Origin of the sequence: Rhodococcus sp. PvP016, assembly GCF_017832185.1 — a bacterium.
GTDB lineage: Bacteria > Actinomycetota > Actinomycetes > Mycobacteriales > Mycobacteriaceae > Rhodococcoides.
In genome coordinates, this window is the sequence record NZ_JAFIBH010000001.1 from 2,753,850 (window position 1) to 2,772,050 (window position 18,201).

The 18,201-nt window shown below is 69.7% G+C and carries 19 protein-coding genes; 10 read left to right on the top strand and 9 right to left on the bottom strand.

Going from position 1 to position 18,201, the window contains the following annotated elements; all coding sequences use genetic code 11:
* Nucleotides 1-10 precede the first annotated feature (10 nt).
* A complete protein-coding gene (locus JOE30_RS12905; RefSeq protein WP_204867089.1) occupies nt 11-1,525 on the top strand; it encodes a sensor histidine kinase in 1,515 nt (504 codons plus the stop codon).
* 75 nt (nt 1,526-1,600) lie between these two features.
* On the opposite strand, the gene JOE30_RS12910 is transcribed toward JOE30_RS12905, so the two are convergent.
* Together JOE30_RS12910 and JOE30_RS12915 are read right to left on the bottom strand one after the other, a co-directional pair.
* Entirely contained in the window at nt 1,601-1,855 is a 255-nt protein-coding gene (locus JOE30_RS12910; protein WP_027506852.1) for a WhiB family transcriptional regulator, read from the bottom strand.
* A 259-nt stretch (nt 1,856-2,114) separates the two neighbouring features.
* The gene (locus JOE30_RS12915; protein ID WP_204867090.1) at nt 2,115-3,080 is read right to left on the bottom strand and encodes a diacylglycerol kinase family protein; all 966 of its coding nucleotides are present in this window, start codon (nt 3,078-3,080) and stop codon (nt 2,115-2,117) included.
* Between the two features lie 87 nt (nt 3,081-3,167).
* Here JOE30_RS12915 and JOE30_RS12920 point away from each other — a divergent pair, with 87 nt between their 5' ends.
* Nucleotides 3,168-3,590 (top strand): hypothetical protein, encoded by a 423-nt coding sequence (locus JOE30_RS12920; RefSeq protein WP_371831717.1) that lies wholly within the window; start codon nt 3,168-3,170, stop codon nt 3,588-3,590.
* A gap of 22 nt (nt 3,591-3,612) precedes the next feature.
* On the opposite strand, the gene JOE30_RS12925 is transcribed toward JOE30_RS12920, so the two are convergent.
* Nucleotides 3,613-4,272, bottom strand: a complete 660-nt coding sequence (locus JOE30_RS12925) for an acid phosphatase (protein ID WP_204867092.1) — start codon at nt 4,270-4,272, stop codon at nt 3,613-3,615.
* A 174-nt stretch (nt 4,273-4,446) separates the two neighbouring features.
* Between JOE30_RS12925 and JOE30_RS12930 the strand changes: the two genes are divergently transcribed.
* Both JOE30_RS12930 and JOE30_RS12935 read left to right on the top strand, forming a co-directional pair.
* Entirely contained in the window at nt 4,447-6,018 is a 1,572-nt protein-coding gene (locus JOE30_RS12930; protein ID WP_204867094.1) for a DHA2 family efflux MFS transporter permease subunit, read from the top strand.
* Between the two features lie 97 nt (nt 6,019-6,115).
* A complete protein-coding gene (locus JOE30_RS12935) occupies nt 6,116-6,910 on the top strand; it encodes a ParA family protein (protein WP_204867095.1) in 795 nt (264 codons plus the stop codon).
* Here the strand turns inward: JOE30_RS12935 and JOE30_RS12940 are convergent.
* The 4 genes from JOE30_RS12940 to JOE30_RS12955 form a co-directional block, all read right to left on the bottom strand.
* The gene (locus JOE30_RS12940; RefSeq protein WP_204867097.1) at nt 6,892-7,104 is read right to left on the bottom strand and encodes a helix-turn-helix transcriptional regulator; all 213 of its coding nucleotides are present in this window, start codon (nt 7,102-7,104) and stop codon (nt 6,892-6,894) included. The genes JOE30_RS12935 and JOE30_RS12940 overlap by 19 nt on opposite strands.
* 7 nt (nt 7,105-7,111) lie before the next feature.
* Nucleotides 7,112-7,594: a hypothetical protein gene (locus tag JOE30_RS12945; RefSeq protein ID WP_204867100.1), complete on the bottom strand. Its 483-nt coding sequence runs from the start codon at nt 7,592-7,594 to the stop codon at nt 7,112-7,114.
* A 118-nt stretch (nt 7,595-7,712) separates the two neighbouring features.
* On the bottom strand, nt 7,713-8,945 hold the full coding sequence (locus tag JOE30_RS12950; protein WP_204867102.1) for a PQQ-binding-like beta-propeller repeat protein: 1,233 nt from the start codon (nt 8,943-8,945) through the stop codon (nt 7,713-7,715).
* 16 nt (nt 8,946-8,961) lie between these two features.
* Nucleotides 8,962-10,647 carry a DEAD/DEAH box helicase gene (locus tag JOE30_RS12955; RefSeq protein WP_204867104.1) on the bottom strand — a complete coding sequence of 562 codons (1,686 nt, stop codon included), beginning with the start codon at nt 10,645-10,647 and terminating at the stop codon, nt 8,962-8,964.
* Between the two features lie 320 nt (nt 10,648-10,967).
* On the opposite strand from JOE30_RS12955, the gene JOE30_RS12960 reads away from it, so the two are divergent.
* Nucleotides 10,968-11,699 (top strand): ferritin-like fold-containing protein, encoded by a 732-nt coding sequence (locus JOE30_RS12960; RefSeq protein WP_204867106.1) that lies wholly within the window; start codon nt 10,968-10,970, stop codon nt 11,697-11,699.
* 109 nt (nt 11,700-11,808) lie between these two features.
* Entirely contained in the window at nt 11,809-12,042 is a 234-nt protein-coding gene (locus tag JOE30_RS12965) for a DUF3107 domain-containing protein (protein ID WP_027506844.1), read from the top strand.
* Nucleotides 12,043-12,125: 83 nt separating this feature from the next.
* Here the strand turns inward: JOE30_RS12965 and JOE30_RS12970 are convergent, their stop codons facing one another.
* On the bottom strand, nt 12,126-12,776 hold the full coding sequence (locus JOE30_RS12970; RefSeq protein WP_027506843.1) for a TetR/AcrR family transcriptional regulator: 651 nt from the start codon (nt 12,774-12,776) through the stop codon (nt 12,126-12,128).
* A gap of 149 nt (nt 12,777-12,925) precedes the next feature.
* On the opposite strand from JOE30_RS12970, the gene JOE30_RS12975 reads away from it, so the two are divergent.
* The 3 genes from JOE30_RS12975 (at nt 12,926) to JOE30_RS12985 (ending at nt 16,074) form a co-directional block, all read left to right on the top strand.
* A complete protein-coding gene (locus JOE30_RS12975; protein WP_204867108.1) occupies nt 12,926-13,939 on the top strand; it encodes a DUF3152 domain-containing protein in 1,014 nt (337 codons plus the stop codon).
* A gap of 19 nt (nt 13,940-13,958) precedes the next feature.
* Nucleotides 13,959-15,137: a molybdopterin-synthase adenylyltransferase MoeB gene (moeB, locus tag JOE30_RS12980; protein ID WP_204867110.1), complete on the top strand. Its 1,179-nt coding sequence runs from the start codon at nt 13,959-13,961 to the stop codon at nt 15,135-15,137.
* A gap of 82 nt (nt 15,138-15,219) precedes the next feature.
* A complete protein-coding gene (locus JOE30_RS12985) occupies nt 15,220-16,074 on the top strand; it encodes a TIGR02569 family protein (protein WP_027506841.1) in 855 nt (284 codons plus the stop codon).
* On the opposite strand, the gene JOE30_RS12990 is transcribed toward JOE30_RS12985, so the two are convergent.
* Complete coding sequence (locus JOE30_RS12990) at nt 16,071-16,766, bottom strand: FadR/GntR family transcriptional regulator (protein ID WP_204867112.1); 696 nt, start codon at nt 16,764-16,766, stop codon at nt 16,071-16,073. The genes JOE30_RS12985 and JOE30_RS12990 overlap by 4 nt on opposite strands.
* A gap of 87 nt (nt 16,767-16,853) precedes the next feature.
* Between JOE30_RS12990 and JOE30_RS12995 the strand changes: the two genes are divergently transcribed.
* Nucleotides 16,854-18,158, top strand: coding sequence for an MFS transporter (locus tag JOE30_RS12995; protein ID WP_204867114.1), 1,305 nt, complete (start codon nt 16,854-16,856; stop codon nt 18,156-18,158).
* The last annotated feature ends 43 nt before the right edge of the window (nt 18,159-18,201 follow it).

Consider the following 18,201-nt stretch of genomic DNA (forward strand, 5'->3'; position numbering starts at 1 on the left):
GTGATTCGTCGTGTCCACACTGTCCGAGATGCTCGCCGAGCACACCGACCTGCCGGGTACGGCGGTCGATCATCTGCAACGCGTCGTGGGGGAGTGGCAGATCCTCGCGGACATCTCCTTCGCGGATCTGCTGCTCTGGGTGCCCGTCGACCATCCGGGATCGCGTGCGGTGACGTCGTCGGACACGGCGACGGCGGTGTGCGTCGCGCAGTGTCGTCCGACGACGGCCCCCACGGTGATCCCGTCGGACACGGTCGGCGCGGTGGTCGGGGAGACCGAACATCCCGAGGTCGCGGAGTGCCTGCGCACGGCGTCGATCGTGCGCGGCGGTGGTCGTCTCCCCGATGAACAGGGCCCGCCCCACGACGCCGTTCCGGTGCGCGCCGACGGCCGCGTGGTCGCGGTGTTGACGCGTGACTCCGCGCCGGTCTCCGGCCGCCCGCCGAGCCTCTTGGAGGCCGCGTATCGCGACTGCGCCCACCACCTCTCCGACATGATCGCGGAGGGATCGTTCCCCTCACCGTCCGAGAAGACGGACGTCAACTCGAGCCCACGCGTCGGCGACGGCTTCATCCGCCTCGACACCGCCGGAATGGTCACCTACGCGAGCCCCAACGCAGTGTCCGCCTATCACCGGATGGGGTTGACGGCAGATCTGCCCGGCCACGACCTGGCCGCGTCGACCCGGTCGCTCGTCACCGACCCCTTCGACGCGGAGGAGATCGCCGCCACCATCGGAGCGGCCGTCACGTCCGCCGGGGGACGACGCATGGAGGTGGACGCTCGCGGTGCCACCGTGCTGTTACGCACGGTTCCGCTGCGCCCGGCCGGCACGTCCGTGGGTGCTCTGGTGCTGGTCCGGGACGTCACCGAGGTGAAGCGTCGCGATCGCGCGCTGCTGAGCAAGGACGCGACCATCCGCGAGATCCATCACCGAGTCAAGAACAACCTGCAGACCGTCGCTGCTCTGCTGCGTCTGCAGGCTCGACGGACGGACAACGACGAGGCCAAGGTCGCGCTGAGCGAGTCGGTCCGCCGGGTCACCTCCATCGCCCTCGTCCACGACGTGCTGTCGACGTCCGTGGACGAGGTCGTCGACCTCGACGAGGTGGTCGACCGCCTGGTCCCCGTCATGGTCGACATCGGGTCGCTGTCCGCGGACGTCACCGTCGGCCGCGAGGGCAGCCTGGGCGTGTTCCCGGCCGAACGGGCGACTCCGCTGGTCATGGTGCTCACCGAGCTGGTCCAGAACTCGCTCGAGCACGGGTTCGATCCCGGTGCGCGAGGCCGCGTGACCATCGAGTCCCGGCGGTCCTCCCGCATGCTGGAGGTCACCGTGCGTGACGACGGCCGCGGAGTCCCCGACGACTTCGACGCGTCGGCGTCCGACCGACTGGGACTGCAGATCGTCTCGACGCTCGTCACGGTGGAGTTGGGCGGCACCATCAGCGTCGCGGCCGGGCGGGACGGGGGCACCGCCGCCGAGCTTCGCGTCCCGCTCGGACGCCGGGAGCCACGCGGCTGACACGGGCTGCGCATCGGACACACAAAAGGCCCGGCACCATGCGGTGCCGGGCCTGCGTGCGTCTCAGGAACTGTGTCAGACCGCCGAGCGTGCGCGGGTACGCGCGTTGCGACGCTTCAGCGCGCGACGCTCGTCCTCGCTCATGCCGCCCCAGACACCTGCGTCCTGGCCGGACTCGAGAGCCCAGGACAGGCAGTCCGCGGTGACGGGGCACCGGTTGCACACGACCTTGGCATCAGCGATCTGTGCGAGTGCCGGGCCGCTGTTTCCCACCGGGAAGAACAGTTCCGGGTCCTCGTCACGACAGATAGCCTTGTGGCGCCAATCCATCCTCTTACTCCTCACTGAGCGCACGACGGCGCTGTCGAATAACTGATCCTGGACTCACGTCCGGATCGTGGGCTTGTTGTTCTGCAGTTCGCGAGCGCGGCAACCAATGTTTCCGCACTGTTACTTGTGAATGCTTTCACGAACCAAGCAGAAGTCAAGAGATGACGCGGTGCGGGTGGCCAAGCTCACTGGACCCGATTTGGTTTCACACCCGACGTCTGGTACCCGGATCGGGAGATGTGAAACACAGTAGCTTGGCTTACGGGGTATCGCCAGGTAAGGGCGCCACGACGGCGAGGGCGTCCGGTGCTGACGCGAACTCGACCTCGGTGCGTTCGCCGAGGTAGTCACCGTCGACCTGCAGGCCGGTCGGTTCCGTGGAACGCACGCGAATCCATTTCACATCGTCGTCGCGGAGAAGTGCCCGAGAATGCGGACCGGACGTTCCGGACAGCATTTGCACGACCACTCGTAAGGTCGTGAACACCTTCGTGGACCGCATTGCGAATATGCCGAGTCCGCTGTCGAAAGAGGTGCCGGGGTTCGTCCGGACCGGGCGCGCCTCGAGGAACGTCCACGGATCGGAGTTGGTCACGAACGCGAAGTGGACACCCGTCACGGCCTCGCCGGCGTCGGTCTCCACGGTGAGGTGCGGGTCGCGGCGCTTGCGGCGGAAGAACGTGGTGATCGCGGTTCGGACGTAGCGCGAGGGCGTGACCGCCTCGCCGCCCTTGCGGCCTCGATCGATCGCGTCGCACACGTCCGCGTCCCATCCGAGACCGGCGTTGAACAGGAACCACGTCCGGTCGCAGTACCCCAGGCCGATACGCCGGCTCGATCCCGACTCGAGCAGATCGATGAGCTGGTTCGTGGCCTCGACCGGATCCTTCGCGATGCCCAGCGAGCGAGCGAACACGTTGGCGGATCCACCCGGAACGACCGCCAGCAGCGGCACGGGTCCCACGGTGACCGACTGCATGGAGGTCGGGGCCGGAACCCCGAGAAGTCCGTTCACCACCTCGTTCACCGTTCCGTCGCCGCCGTGCACGATCACCAGATCGATACCCGCCCGGCGGGCCTCGGTCGCGAGTTCGCGCGCGTGTCCGCGGTGCGTCGTGTGGAGAACTGTGAGCGACACCCGGCTCGCGAGCGCATGCGCCACCAGGTCTCGGCCGGCGGCCGTGGTGGACGTGGCGTTCGGGTTGACGATGAGGATGGCTCGCACGATCACTCAGAGTAGACGCGAGCGACAGCGGCTCACGACCACCGGCGCGTGACCGTCGGCCACTCCGCGGGTGTGCTCTAGGGTGGCCTGGTGCGTCCGAAGCTGCCCGATTCCGGTGTTCCGGCACCGGTGCGCGCCGCGGGCCTGTTGGTGTCCGTGCAGGGCGCCACGGCGGTCGTGGTGGCCCTCGTCCTGGTCATCCGCGGCGCCGCCGGCGCCGACGAGAGTGTCATCAACGGTTTCGGCACCGCGATCTGGTTCGCGGCACTCGGAGGCGCCGTACTCGCCGGTGGTGTCGCCCTGATCCTCGGGCACCGCTGGGGCCGCGCGATCGCGATCGTCGCCCAGCTGCTCCTGCTCCCGGTGGTCTGGTCGCTCCTCACCGATTCCGGGCGGCCCGTACTGGGCTCGTTGCTCGGCATCGTCGTCGTCGGCGTCCTGGTGTGTCTGTTCAGCGGACCCGCCACGCGGTGGCTGGCGGACGACTACGTCGAGACCGACGACGCCTGAGCGGCCCTCGGACCGAGCACCCTCAGGACCCGAGGCGGGGATCCACGTTGTGGGTGTGGATCTGCCGGTACTCGTGTTCGTACCCCAGCACGGTGAAGCCGGCGGGCGCCAGTGCGAAGCGCTTGCCCTCGGTCACCGGTTGCTCGACCCACCGCGCGATGACCGACCTGGAGAAGTGGCCGTGTCCGACGAGCACGACGTCGCGCTCGGCGAGGGTGGGAACGACGACGGACAGGACGAGATCGGCCCGCGCAGACACGGCGTCGATGGTCTCACCGGACGGTGACGGATGCGTCCAGACGGTCCAGTGCGGCGCGGTCTCCCGGATCTGCGGGGTGGTCAGGCCCTCGTAGTCGCCGTAGTCCCACTCGACCAGCGCGTCCCACACCCGATCGACCGTCAGTCCGGCCAGCTCCGCCGTCCGCAGCGCGCGCGATCGGGGGCTGCTGACCACCAGGGGGCGTTCGAGCCCGAGCGCCGCGATGCGGTCGCCGGCGGCGCGGGCCTGGTCCTCCCCGTCGGCGGTGAGAGCGATGTCCGTCCGGCCGGTGTGCCGACCGCTCGCCGCCCATTCCGTCTGACCGTGGCGGATCAACACCAGTCTGGCGTCGGAGCGCCGCGGCGACGTTCCGGACGCTCCGGACGATGCGGGTGCCGGGTCACGGGGGTCGGGGTCTGCCATGGCCTCGATCATGCTCTCAGGTCGCGCCGCGTCGGTGACGGAGGTCGTCCCGGTGACGGAGGTCTCGCGAAATCCGCTGGTGATCGCCGCCGGTGGGGTGTTTACTTTTCTGGTCCGTTCACGCGACACCCGGCCTCGATGCCGGCGGATACGTATCGAGCCAGGAGTCCTCGCATGACCGATCAGAGCACCGAGCAGAGCGCGCAGGGGTCCCCGAACACCCCCGGGCAGGGTGGTGTCGACACCGGTCAGGGGCTGGACGCGGCCGTCCTCAAGATCGCCGCCGTCATCGTCATCGGCGCCATCATGTCGATCCTCGACGTGACCGTCGTGAGCGTGGCGCTGCCGACCTTCGCCTTCGAGTTCCAGACGTCCTACGCCAACGTCGCCTGGACCATGACCGGCTACACCCTTGCTCTCGCGACCGTCATCCCGCTGACCGGCTGGGCCGCGGACCGGTTCGGAACCAAACGCCTGTACATCCTGGCGCTCATCCTGTTCGTCGCCGGATCCATGCTGTGCAGCGTCGCGTGGGACATCACGTCGCTGATCGTGTTCCGCGTCCTGCAGGGCTTCGGCGGCGGCATGCTCATGCCCCTCGGCATGACGATCCTGACCCGCGCCGCCGGGCCCGAGCGCATCGGACGTGTCATGGCCGTCCTGGGCGTGCCGATGCTGCTCGGTCCGATCGCCGGCCCGATCCTCGGCGGGTGGCTCATCGACGCGGCGAGCTGGCACTGGATCTTCCTGATCAACGTGCCCATCGGCGCCGTGGCGCTGGTCGCCGCATGGGTCATCCTCCCGAAGGACGCACCCGAGCCCTCGCAGTCCTTCGACTTCGTCGGCATGCTGCTGCTGTCGCCGGGCCTCGCGCTCTTCCTGTTCGGCGTCTCCTCCATCCCCGAGACCGGAACGGTGATGTCGGCTCGCGTGCTGGTCTCCGCCGTCGTCGGGCTCGTTCTGGTCGCGGCATTCGTGCGCCACGCCCTGCGGATCGAGCACCCGTTGATCGACCTACGGCTGTTCGCCAACCGTCACCTGTCCGTCGCGGTGATCGCGATGAGCCTGTTCGCCATCGCGTTCTTCGGCGCGGGCCTGATCTTCCCGAGCTACTTCCTGCAGGTCCGCGGGGAGACCACGCTCATGGCCGGCCTGCTGCTCGCCCCGCAGGGGCTCGGGGCGATGGTGTCGATGCCCATCGCCGGGCAGCTCGCCGACAAGATCGGGCCGGGCAAGATCGTGATCACCGGCATGGTGTTCGTGACGCTGGGCATGGCCGTGTTCACGCAGGTGGGGGCCTCGACCTCGTACGTCGTCCTGCTCGGGGCGTTGTTCGTCATGGGGCTCGGACTCGGCGCGACGATGATGCCGATCATGACCGCCGCACTGCAGACGTTGGACGACGCGTCCGTCGCCCGCGGTTCGTCGCTGATGAACATCATCCAGCAGTCGGCCGGGTCGATCGGTACGGCCGTGATCTCGGTGGTGCTCACCAACCAGCTGCTCGACCGGGCAGCCGCGGGACCCGCCATCGCGGCACAGCGTGACCCGGCGATCGCCGAGCAGATCGGACCGAATGCCGTGCAGGCAGGACTGGCACAGGCAGCCGACGCGTTCGGCGGCACCTTCCTGGTGGCCACCATCATCGTCGCGTTCACCTTCGTGCCCGCACTCCTGTTGCCACGCAAGAAGTTCGAGCGCGCAGACCAGGGTGACGCCGTCGCGCGCGGTGCGATGCTGCACTGAGCTCGGCCTCCGTTCCACCCCGTTCGGCCCGGTGCGGCATCCACGCCACGCCGGGCCGAACGTCGCTCGACACCCGGAGTGATGCCAAGATCGTGCTGTGACGACGATCCTGGCAGTGGCCAACCAGAAGGGTGGCGTCGCCAAGACGACCACCGTGGCATCGCTGGGAGCGGCGCTCGTCGCTCTGGGCCGACGAGTACTCGTGGTGGACCTCGACCCGCAGGGAAGTCTGACCTTCTCGCTGGGACACAACCCCGACAAGCTGGAGACCTCGATCCACGAGGTCCTCACCGCCGGGGTTCCCGTGGGCGATGCCGTGCTCGGCACGGACGAGGGTGTCGACCTGCTCCCGGCGACCATCGACCTGGCCGGCGCCGAGGCGCTGTTGCTCATGCGTCCGGGCCGCGAGTACACCCTCAAGCGCGCCCTGGCGCCTCTCCTCGAGAACTACGACGTCATCGTGCTGGACTGCCCGCCCTCACTGGGCGTGCTCACCCTGAACGGGCTGACGGCCGCGACGAGCGTGCTGATCCCGCTGCAGTGCGAGACGCTCGCTCACCGCGGCGTGGGTCAGCTGTTGCGCACGGTCAGCGAGGTCCAGCAGATCACCAACCCCGATCTGACTCTCCTGGGTGCTCTCGCGACCCTGTACGACGCCCGTACCACGCACAGCCGTGACGTCCTCGCGGACGTGTCCGGTCGGTACGACATCCCCGTGCTGGCGCCCCCGATCCCGCGCACCGTGCGGTTCGCGGAGGCGTCGGCGTCCGGCACCTCGGTGATCGCAGGACGCAAGAACAAGGGCGCCCAGGCGTACCGCGACCTCGCCGACAACCTGGCCGCGCACTGGACCGACGGCACACCCCTGGCCACCTACGACGCGGACGCCTGATCGTCACCGTCGTCGAAGATCTCCTCGATGCAGCGTTCGAAGACGCGGGCGATGCGGAAGGCGAGGGGGAGTGACGGGTCGAACCGACCTCGTTCGAGCGAGATGACGGTCTGACGCGAGACCCCCAGCCGATCGGCCAGGTGCTGCTGCGACCATCCGCGCTCACGCCGGAGATCGGGAAGGGTGTTGCGCACCGGGGGCTCAGACCCGCCGTCGCGCGAGCTGGTAGCGCAGACCGAACGATCCCATGGCGACGACGAGGACGAGACCGAGCGCCGGCACGGCGGAGACGTCGGTGCCGGAGATCGCGAGCCCCGCGGTACCGAGGCCGGTGATCAGCAGCAGATCGGTGAACGCGCCGCCGGCCGCGCGGTCGTACCACGCGGACTCCACAGAATGCTCGGGATCGGCCGGTGCCCCGCGGAGGGTGTTCCGGTCGACGAGAACGACCCATGCCAGACCGACGCAGGGCCAGAGACACACCACGAACGCAGCGACAGCGCCGACGACGGGACGCGGTCCGGCACTGTCGGTGAGGACGAGGGCCGCGGCGATCGCGAGTGCGGCAGCCGCTCCGAACGGTGTCGCCGCCCACAGGGCGGGGTAGCGTCCGTCGTCGAATGTCGTTCTACCCCAGCGTGATCGAGAACCGGTGATGTCGTGTCCATCCGTGCCGCCGTGCATCGTCGCCGCCTCGCTGTCAAGTGTGCTTTACAGTGACCGACATCGTGACACGCCAGGTGTGCTCGCCGCCAGTGGATCACCGAATGCGATTCGGCCGACGCTCAGCCCGGGCCGACGATCACCCCAGGGCGACGGTCTCGGCACCGCGGCGTTCGAACACGCTGGTGCCGAGGACGGACAGGGCGACCGGCCCGGTGTACTCGCCGCGGTCCACCGCGATCGTGCGCGAGGCGACGCCGTTCTCCGGGTCCACCACCGCGATACCGCCGGGAACCGGGACGAGGAGCTGCCCGGCCATCACGGCGCCCGCGCCGAGGGTTCCGGCGAGAACCCAGCGCTGGGACAGATCGGACTGCGTGAAGCCGACGGTGTCGGTGCCCGTCCACCAGGAGACGACGGACCCGGTGCGCACGATGTCGGACGCGAGCGTGTCGGTGGACGGTGTGGTGACGTCAGCGGTCACGGCCTGCGCGGAGACGAAGTTGGCGGACCCGTCGAACAGTGCCACCCGAGCGACCTCGCTCCCGGCCGGGGGGAGGTACACCGCGAGGCGATCCCCGACCACCGCGAGGACGCGTGCCGTCGCTGCCTCCGCGGGGACGTCGGCCAGGATGGTCGAGCCGTACACGTCGGGCACCGTGTTGTCCTTGGGCGCCGGGTTCATCGACGTCAGACGAAGACCCTCCTCGCCGGGACACCGTTCCAGCACGGCGAGGCGGGTGCTCGCGGACGCGCTCGACACGAGGTCGCATCCGGTGCGGGGCTGGCTGCGCGGGTTGACCGGGGCGTCGACTCGCCCGTACTCGAGCGTGCGCACGAGGTCGGAGCGCCAGAGCTCGAGTCGCGTGGCGCCGAGTTCGGTCACGTACGTGCCGTCGAACGACAGCCGGACCGGGTCGTCGGCGTCGTTGGTGCGCTGGTCCTCGCGCGCCCCGGTGGACCCGTCGAGCTCGGTCACCTGGCCGCATCCCCGCCCGTCGCGGAACACCGCCACCGCCGCGTCCCACGCCCCCACGACCGAGCAGAGTGCCCGGTCACGCGTGTAGGACCAGGACGGCGAGCCGGTGGCGGGATCGAGTCCGGTCACCGCGTCGTCGGCGGAGACGACGACGGCCCCGCCGACGGTGGTCGGCGCGCCGGTCCCGGTGTCGTCGGCGCGCCAGATCTCCGAGAACGACTCGGGCACCGACAACGCCGACGCCGGGGCGGTGAGGGGCACGTCGGCGACCACCGACGTGGTGCCGCGAGCGTCGCTGCGGAACCAGATCACCGAGGCACCCACCAGGACGACCACGACGATCACCACAGCGGCGATCACGTCGACGCGGGTGCGCCGTTCGGGAGCGAGCACGTCAGGTGAGGGACGGTCAGTCGGACGTACCGGCGGACGACGATGCCTCCGCCGACGCGCCGTTCTCACCGGCGTGCGCCGAGGACCCGGCGGACGACCGGCGACGGCGTCGACGACGGGGCTTGTCCGACGCGGATCCGTCACCGGAGGCCTCGGCGGGACCTGTCGTCGACGAACTGTCCGCGGTGGCGGCGGCGTCGGCGTGGCCCCCGCCGCGGGTGCGGCGACGCGACCGGCTCCGGCGCGACGTGGTGGTCGCTTCGCTGTCCGACGCCTGGTCGGAGTTCTCGCCCCGGCCCGCGCGGGTGTCCGTCTTCTCGGCGGCGGGAGTCTCGGCGCGGCGCTTCGCGATGCTGCCCGTGGTGCCGTGCGGGATGTTCAGTTCCGCGTACAGGTGCTCGGAGCTGGAGTACGTCTCCACCGGGTCGGGGATGTCGAGGCCGAGGGCCTTGTCGATCAGCTGCCAGCGGGGGATGTCGTCCCAGTCGACCAGCGTGACGGCGATACCGGTGCGGCCCGCGCGACCCGTACGTCCGATCCGGTGGACGTAGGTCTTCTCGTCCTCGGGGCACTGGTAGTTGATGACGTGGGTGACGTCGTCGATGTCGATACCGCGCGCCGCGACGTCGGTGGCGACGAGTACGTCGATCTTGCCGGAGCGGAACGCCGCGAGGGACTTCTCGCGGGCGACCTGGCCGAGATCACCGTGGACGGCGCCGACGGAGAATCCGCGTTCGGCGAGATCGTCGGCGACCTTCTGGGCGGTGCGCTTGGTGCGCGTGAAGATCATCGTGGCGCCGCGGCCCTCGGCTTGCAGCACCCGCGCGACCACTTCCGCCTTGTCCAGTGCGTGTGCCCGGTAGACGTGCTGGGCGGTGCGCTCGTGGATCGCGGAGGACTCGGCCTCCTCGGCGCGGATGTGCGTCGGCCGGGTGAGGAACGTGCGGGCGAGCGTGATGATGGGCCCGGGCATGGTCGCCGAGAACAGCATGGTCTGACGCTTCTCGGGCACCATGCTCATGAGGCGCTCGATGTCGGGGAGGAAGCCCAGGTCCAGCATCTCGTCGGCTTCGTCCAGCACGAGCACGCCGACCTTGCCGAGCACGAGGTGGCCCTGCTTGGCCAGGTCGAGAAGACGTCCGGGGGTGCCGACGACGACGTCGACGCCGGTCCGCAGGGTCTCGATCTGGGCCTCGTACGGCCGTCCGCCGTAGATGGACATGACCTTCACGCGGCCGTTGGCCGAGTGCAGGTGCTTCGACGCGTTCTCCAGGTCGGAGGTGACCTGGACGCACAGCTCGCGCGTGGGAACGATGATCAGCGCACGCGGGGTGCCGTCCAGGACCGTGGTGCCCGAGCCGTCGGCCGGACCGGTGGCGAGACGGTGCAGCAGCGGGACGCCGAAGCCGAACGTCTTGCCCATGCCGGTGCGGGCCTGGCCGATGAGGTCGTCGCCCGCGAGTGCCAGGGGAAGCGTGAGTTCCTGGATGGCGAACGTGCGCTCAATGCCGATGTCGGTCAACCCGCGGACGATCTCGGGGTGAACGCCGAGCTCGGCGAAGGTCGGGGGAGTGTGGGTGGTGTCGGTCTGTGTCAGGTCCAGGGTCGCCGAGACGGTGGTCTCCGCCACGTCGTCGGTCTCGTGGTCCACAGTGATCTTGCTCAGTGTTTCGGCCTTTCTCGTCTCTCGCCTCGCACGCACGACGAGGGCCAGGCCGCTCCGCGGCCGGTGTCGAAACCCTCGATTCGTCGACAGGCGCGATCGGGGTCGGCCGCGGATGCGGCGACACGATCGGCGGCAGACACGAATCAGGTGCGCGCACAATGTCGTGAGCACGGCTCCCGATGCTCGCCGCGATCGCCTCCGACGGAGGTGACCACGATGCGTCGGACCGGCGTGCGGACCGTCGAGGTCCCTGGTGCCGGCACCGGTGGAGCGTGCTCGCGGCTCATTCTACCTGGTCGGCACCCGGCGTCGCGGTTCCGCTCGCACGAGCCGTGTCGACGGTAGTCTCGGCAGCCATGCGAACAGATTCGGATCCACAGCACGGCGGGTCCACTCCGAACGTCCCGTCGGGGTCCGACGCGGGCCCTGCGACCGGGGGAACCGTACCGGGTGATCACCCCGGAATCATCAGTCTCCTGGGCGTTCTCGCGTACGGCGAGATCTCTGCCTTCTACCGGTTGGTCGACGACGCTCGAATGGCCCCGACGCTCGGCGATCGCATCGCCATGGCGAGCATGGCCGCCGCCGAGATGAACCACTTCGAGGTGCTCGAGGCGGCCCTCGCGGAGCGCGGGCGGGACGTCCTGTCCGTCACCGAGCCCTTCGCCGCCGCTCTCGACGCGTACCACGCCTCGACGCTGCCCTCGACGTGGATGGAGGTGCTCGTCAAGACGTACGTCGCCGACGGCCTCGCCGCCGATTTCTATCGCGAGATCGCGCACAGCCTCCCGGACGACATCGCCGCCACCGTGCGCGAGGTGCTCGCCGAGACGGGCCACTCGGAGTTCGTCGTCACCGAGGTGATGGCGCGCGTCGCGGCGAGTGCCGCGGACAAGGACCGGTTGATGCTCTGGGGGCGCCGCCTGCTGGGGGAGGCCATCACCCAGGCGCAGTTCGTCCTGGCGCAGCGCGAGGAGCTGACCGAACTGGTGATGACGGCGTCGGGCGATTTCAACGGCATCGTGGCGCTGTTCGACCGCATGCAGGTCCGGCATTCCGAGCGCATGGCGATTCTCGGCCTCGTCTGACCCGTGTCGGTGTTCGCTGTGGGCGTGTGCGTCACGCACTCACCGGCGGCCGGTGCTGCTCTAACCTGAAGTGGACAGCAGGTTCGCGACAACGTTTCGGAGGTCGGCCGTGGAGGTCAAGATCGGGATTTCGGACAGCCCACGGGAATTGGTCATCAACAGCGCGCAGACGCCCGACGAGGTGGAGACCCTGGTCTCGAAGGCCTTCGGCGGCGAGGGTGTGCTGTCGCTGGTGGACGAGAAGGGCCGCAAGTTCCTGGTGCCCGCGGGCAAGCTCGCGTACGTGGAGATCGGTCCGTCCGACAGTCGCCGGGTCGGTTTCGCGTCGTCCGGCACCGCCTGACCGACGCGCCCACCGCGCACGAGAGACGGCCCCGCACCTGCTGGTGCGGGGCCGTCGTGGTTCGTGAGACCAGGGTGCGTCGCCTACTGGGACTGCAGGGGGACGTGCGAGAGACCACCCCAGGCGAGGGTGACGGTGGTGTCCACCGCTTCCTCCTTGGTGATGGGGCGATCCGCCTCGAGCCAGTAGCGGGCGGTGAACTGGCTCGCGCCCACGAGGCCGACGGCGAGGATGCGGGCGCGGTGCGGGTCGAGTCCGGAGTCGTGGCTGACGAGGTCGAACACGGCGTCGACGCAGGCCTCGGTGGCCTGATCGACGCGGCTCTGGACCTGAGGATCGCCCATGAGGTCCGACTCGAACACCAGGCGGAATCCCTGGCTGTCGTTGTCGACGAAATCGTAGAACGCGAGCACGGCGGCCCGGACGCGCTTGTGGTTGTCCGTCGTCGACCGCAGCGCCTGGCGCAGACCCGAGATGAGGCTGTCGACGTAGTTCTGCAGCACCGCGACGTAGAGGTCGAGCTTGCCGGGGAAGTGCTGGTACAGAACAGGTTTGCTGACACCCGCGCATTCCGCGATCTCGTCCATCCCGGCGGCGTGGTACCCGCGGGCGACGAAGATCTCCCCGGCAGCGGCGAGGAGTTGGGCGCGGCGTGCATCACGGGGCAGTCGAGCACTGCGCCGGCCACTCCCGGTTCCGCCCACGGAGGAGCTTCGGTCGGCGACGTCTGTCATGTGTTTCGTGTGTCCCATCCGCCGCGACACCGGTGGACGAGGATCACTCAGACATCGGAACTACGCGGCATGAAAGTTCTTCCGGATCGTGACGACGATACCCCGGCGCGCCGACCGGAGGCCGCAGACGCGTGTGAGAACCTGGATCGGTGAGTGACCGACGGCAACCGCAGAGAGAGCCTGCGACGCGTGACGACCGTGCGCGACGCTCGCATCAGCCTCTGCGCGCCCAGTGGGATCCCACCGCGGTCGATCCCGGACGCACGCGCGCCGCACGTCCGGAGCGCAGCGCCCGGAAGCAGAGCCGGCTGGGGCGGTTCACGTCGACCTACGGTTGGCGCGCCTACGCGATCCCGATTCTCGCGGTGGTGACGGTGCTGGTGGTCGTCGACGCGGTACGGGATCCCGGAACCGCGTCCACGACGGACTCGGCACCCGGATTTCCCGCGCTGAGCAACACGACCGACGACACCGGCATCATCGGTGTCCCGCCGCAGGCCGACGGGAACTTCGCCGAGACGGTGTCCAGCGGCCAGCTGCCCGACGGCGGTCAGTTCGCGGTGCAGGGGGCGGGTACGTGGCGCGTGGTGCCGGGGGTCACCGACCAGGTGGGCCAGGGCACCGAACGCACGTTCACCTACACCGTCGAGATCGAGGACGGCGTGGACACGACGGGCTTCGGCGGTGACGAGTCGTTCGGTCGCCTCGTCGACCAGACTCTCGCCAATCCCAAGAGCTGGACGAACGATCAGCGTTTCGCGTTCCGCCGCGTCGACTCCGGTGATCCGGACTTCCGGGTGTCGCTGACGTCGCAGATGACCATCCGCGACGCGTGTGGGTACGACATCCAGCTCGAGGTGTCCTGCTACAACCCCGGCATCGGCAGGGTGGTGCTCAACGAGCCGCGCTGGGTGCGCGGTGCCGTGGCGTTCCAGGGTGACATCGGGTCGTATCGGCAGTACCAGATCAACCACGAGGTGGGCCACGCGATCGGGTACCAGGCGCACCAGCCCTGCGAGACAGACGGTGGGTTGGCCCCGATCATGATGCAGCAGACCTTCGGCACGGCGAACGACGACATCGCGGTACTCGATCCGGCAGGCGTGGTCCCGATGGACGGCAAGACCTGTCGCTTCAACCCCTGGCCGTACCCCAGGGCCTGACCGGGGAGGTACGAGGAGCGTGACGATCGTCGACCCGGTGGTGGAACCGGGCCCGGAACTGAGCCGCGAGCAGGTCGCTCGGTACAGCCGGCACCTGCTGCTACCCGATGTCGGGGTGCTGGGCCAGCGGCGTCTGCGCAACGCGCGCGTCCTGGTGATCGGCGCCGGCGGCCTGGGTTCGCCCGTGCTGCTGTATCTCGCCTCGGCGGGCGTGGGCACCCTCGGCATCGTCGAGTTCGACGACGTGGACGCCTCCAACCTGCAGCGACAGGTCATCCACGGTGAGGCCGACATCGGTCGTCCGAAGTCGGTCAGCGCCCGCGAGTCGATCCGGGCTGTGGACTCCACCATCGAGGTCCGGCTGCACCAGGTCCGGCTCGAGCCCCGCAACGCGGTGAACCTCTTCCGCCAGTACGACCTGGTGGTGGACGGCACCGACAACTTCGCGACGCGGTACCTCGTCAACGACGCGGCCGCCGTCGCCGGCATCCCGTACGTGTGGGGATCCATCTATCGCTTCGACGGGCAGGTGTCCGTGTTCTGGGACGCCGCACCCGGCGGTCTCGGCGTCGACTACCGAGACCTCTACCCGGATCCGCCCGCGCCGGGCACCGTGCCGTCGTGTTCGGAGGCCGGCGTGCTGGGCGTGCTCTGCGGGGTCGTGGGCTCGATCATGGCGACCGAGGCCGTGAAGCTGGTGACGGGCATGGGCGACACGCTGCTCGGGCGTCTGCTGGTCTACGACGCGCGCACCATGACCTTCCGCACGGTCACCCTGCGCCGGGACCCCGGTCGCGTGCGGGTGTCCGAGGTGGAGGAGGACTACGAGGTGTCCTGCGGTGTTGCCTCGCCCCTGCCGTCGGTGGACTCGGTCGACGGCGACCTCGATCCGACGTCCCTGCGTGCGCTGCTGGACGGCGACACCCCGGTGGCGCTGATCGACGTGCGCGACCCGGTCGAGTGGGACATCGTGCACCTCGACGGCGCGACGCTGATGCCCCTGCCGACGGTGTTGGCCGGCGACGCCGTCGCGTCGCTGCCGACGGACCGGCCGGTGGTGCTCTACTGCAAGACGGGTGTCCGCTCGGCCGAGGCGCTCGCCGTCCTGCGGGCCGCCGGGATCGCCGACGTCCACCACTTGCGCGGCGGACTCGAGGCGTGGGCGCGCGACGTCGACCCCACCGTTCCGACGTACTGACACCGGGTTCCGTGACGCGGGCGGGGACACGCGCTCACCGGGGTCTCCGGACTCGCACCACGGCGGCGGTACGGTGGCCGTCATGACATCGGCGGAACCTCCCCAGCACGTCATCGGCACGTTCGGGCTCCGAGACGTCGCGCCGGTGGCCCTGGGAGCGGACTGGGACGGCGGGTGGCGTCTCGGTGACGTCGTCCTGTCCCCGGTGGCCGATCACGCCCGCGGCGCCTGGTCGGCGAAGGTGCGCGAAACCCTTGCGGTGGAGGGGGTTCGGCTCGCGCGACCGGTGCGGTCGACCGACGGCCGCTACGTCGTGTCCGGGTGGCGCGCGGACACCTACATCGAGGGAGTTCCCGAACCCCGGCACGACGAGGTGGTCTCGCTGGCGACCCGGCTGCACGTCGCGACGTCGCAGCTCGAGAAGCCGCGGTTCCTGACGCAGACGCCGGTCGCGCCGTGGAGTGACGTGGACGTGTTCGTCGCCGCCGATCGTGCTGCGTGGGAACAGGTTCCGTTCCGCTCCGCCCGTGCCGGGGGAGCGGTGGAGCCGACGTCACCGGACGGTGTGCGCAGTGTCGAGGTGATCGGTCAGCTGGCCACCCTGCGTCGGCCGGTGCGCGAGCCCGATCAGCTGGTGCACGGAGATCTGTTCGGCACGGTGCTGTTCGACGGCGTGCAGGCTCCGGGTATCACCGACATCACCCCGTACTGGCGCCCCGCGTCGTGGGCCGCGGCCGTGGTGGTCGTCGACGCGCTCTCCTGGGGCGGCGCGGACGACGGGCTCATCGGCCGCTGGGAGGATCTCCCCGAGTGGCCGCAGATGCTGTTGCGGGCGGTGATGTTCCGCCTCGCGGTGCACGCTCTGCATCCGCGCTCGACCGCCGAGGCGTTCCCCGGTCTGGCTCGTACCGCCGATCTGGTGCGCCTGATCCTCTAGTCGGTCGGCAGTGCGCCGGTGTCCCGATCATCGGCGCCGTCCGCGGCGAGCTCGGTGAAGAAGCAGCGTGCGGCGGTGGCCGCCGCGTCGGCGTCTCCGGACACGACCGCTCGGACCAGGGCCGTGTGCTCCTCGTGGAACGCACGGTCGGAATCGGCGTCGTGGTCGAGGATCGTCTCCTCGATGCTGGGGAGCAGGAAGTCGTAGACCTCCAGGTAGATGCTGTTGTGGCTGGCCGCGACGATGGCGCGGTGCAGGGACACGTCGAGAAGTAGGGCTCGGGTGCGGTCGACGTCCCATAGTGCGGTCCGGTGCGCCAGGGTGTCCTCGAGCACTCGGACGTCCTCGTCGGTCCGACGCTCGGCAGCCAGTGTGGCCGCAGTGATGTCGAGCGCCCGCCGCAGCTCCAGCACGTCGCGTCGCCGCGCGGACGAGAAGTACTTGCCGAGGGCCGACGGCATCTCCGACGACGCGAGCACGTAGGTGCCCGATCCCTGGCGCCGCTCGAGCATGCCCGCGTGCACCAGCGCCTGGACCGCCTCGCGAACGGTGTTGCGCCCCGTGCCGGTCAGCTCGGTCAACTCCGGCTCGGTGGGTATCCGCGTACCGACGGCCCACGTCCCGGACTCGATCTCGCCTCGCAACTGGTCGGTGACCTGCCCGATGAGGCTCTGACGGCGTACGGGTTGCACTTCGATGTCTTTCTCTCGTGTGGTGTCGGTGTCGGCCAGTCTAATAGTCCTTTGCCAGACAGGTCGGATCATCCTATGATTCGTCCCATGACTGCGACCGCCACCACTGCCGAGCCCGGGTCACGCTCGACACTGCAGGGACGGCTCCTGGTGTTCGCGGCGCTCATCCTGTCCGCGTTCACACTCCGGGCGGCGGTCACCTCGGTCTCGCCTCTGTTTCCCCGGATCGGCGACGACCTCGGGTTCGGCGCCGGCGCCATCGGACTCCTCGGGATGCTCCCGACTGCGATGTTCGCGCTGTTCGGCGTGCTCACGCCGGTGATCGCCACTCGTCTCGGACTCGAACGGACGGCACTCGCCGCGGCGGCTCTGACCGGTGTCGGCATCTTCGCGCGGGCGTTCGCCCCCGGGCTCGGGTCGCTGGCGCTGCTCTCCGCGGTCGCCCTCGCCGGTATGGGCATCGGCAACGTGGTCATCCCGCCGCTGGTCAAGCGTTACTTCTCCGACCGGCTCGCCATGATGAGCACCGTTTACATCTGTCTTCTGCAGCTGGGCACCATCGTTCCGTCGCTCACGGCGGTTCCCGTCGCCGACGCGGTCGGGTGGCGGTGGTCGCTCGCGATGTGGGGTGTGGCCGCCGTCGCCGCCGTGGTGCCGTGGACCGCCATCGTGCTGACGCGCCTCACTCGCCCCGCCGCCCCCGCGGTGCGCGGTGCGGAGTCTCCGGCGCAGGACGCCGCCGCGGAGGCCGAGCTCGACGGGCCGCTCACCGAGCCGTCGGCCCGGCCGGTGGCACCGCCCGTCCCGGTCTGGCGCACCTCGCTCGGCTGGGGAATGGCCGGGATGTTCGCGATGACGTCCATGGTCACGTACTCGATGTTGACGTGGCTGCCCTCGCTCCTTGTCGAGGCCGGCATCAGCGAGGGTGCCGCCGGGGCCTCGCTCGGGGTGTTCGCCGCGGTCGGTCTCGCGGGTTCCTTGCTCGCGCCGTCCTTCACCAGTCGGATGATCGACCCCTATCCCATCGTCATCGGCTGCGCGGTCTGCTATCTCGCGGGCTTCGCCGGCCTGCTGTGGGCGCCCGCGACGGGCACGGTGCTGTGGTTGGTGTTGGTCGGTGCAGGTCCGACGACGTTCCCGATGTCGCTCACGCTCATCAATCTGCGCACGCGTACGGCCGTCGGCTCGGCGTCGCTGTCGGGCTTCACGCAGGGAGTCGGGTACACCATCGCCTGCGCCGGCCCCATTCTCTTCGGTGTGCTGCACGAGAACACCGGCGGGTGGGAGTGGTCGTTCGCGTTCCTCACGTGCGGCATCGCCGTGCTGCTGGTCGCCGCCAAGGCCGCCTGCCGTCCGCGCGTCCTCGAGGACGGGCCGACCCGCCAGGCCTGAGCACGACGCCGACCCTCACCGACCCGGAAACACGGACGTGAGG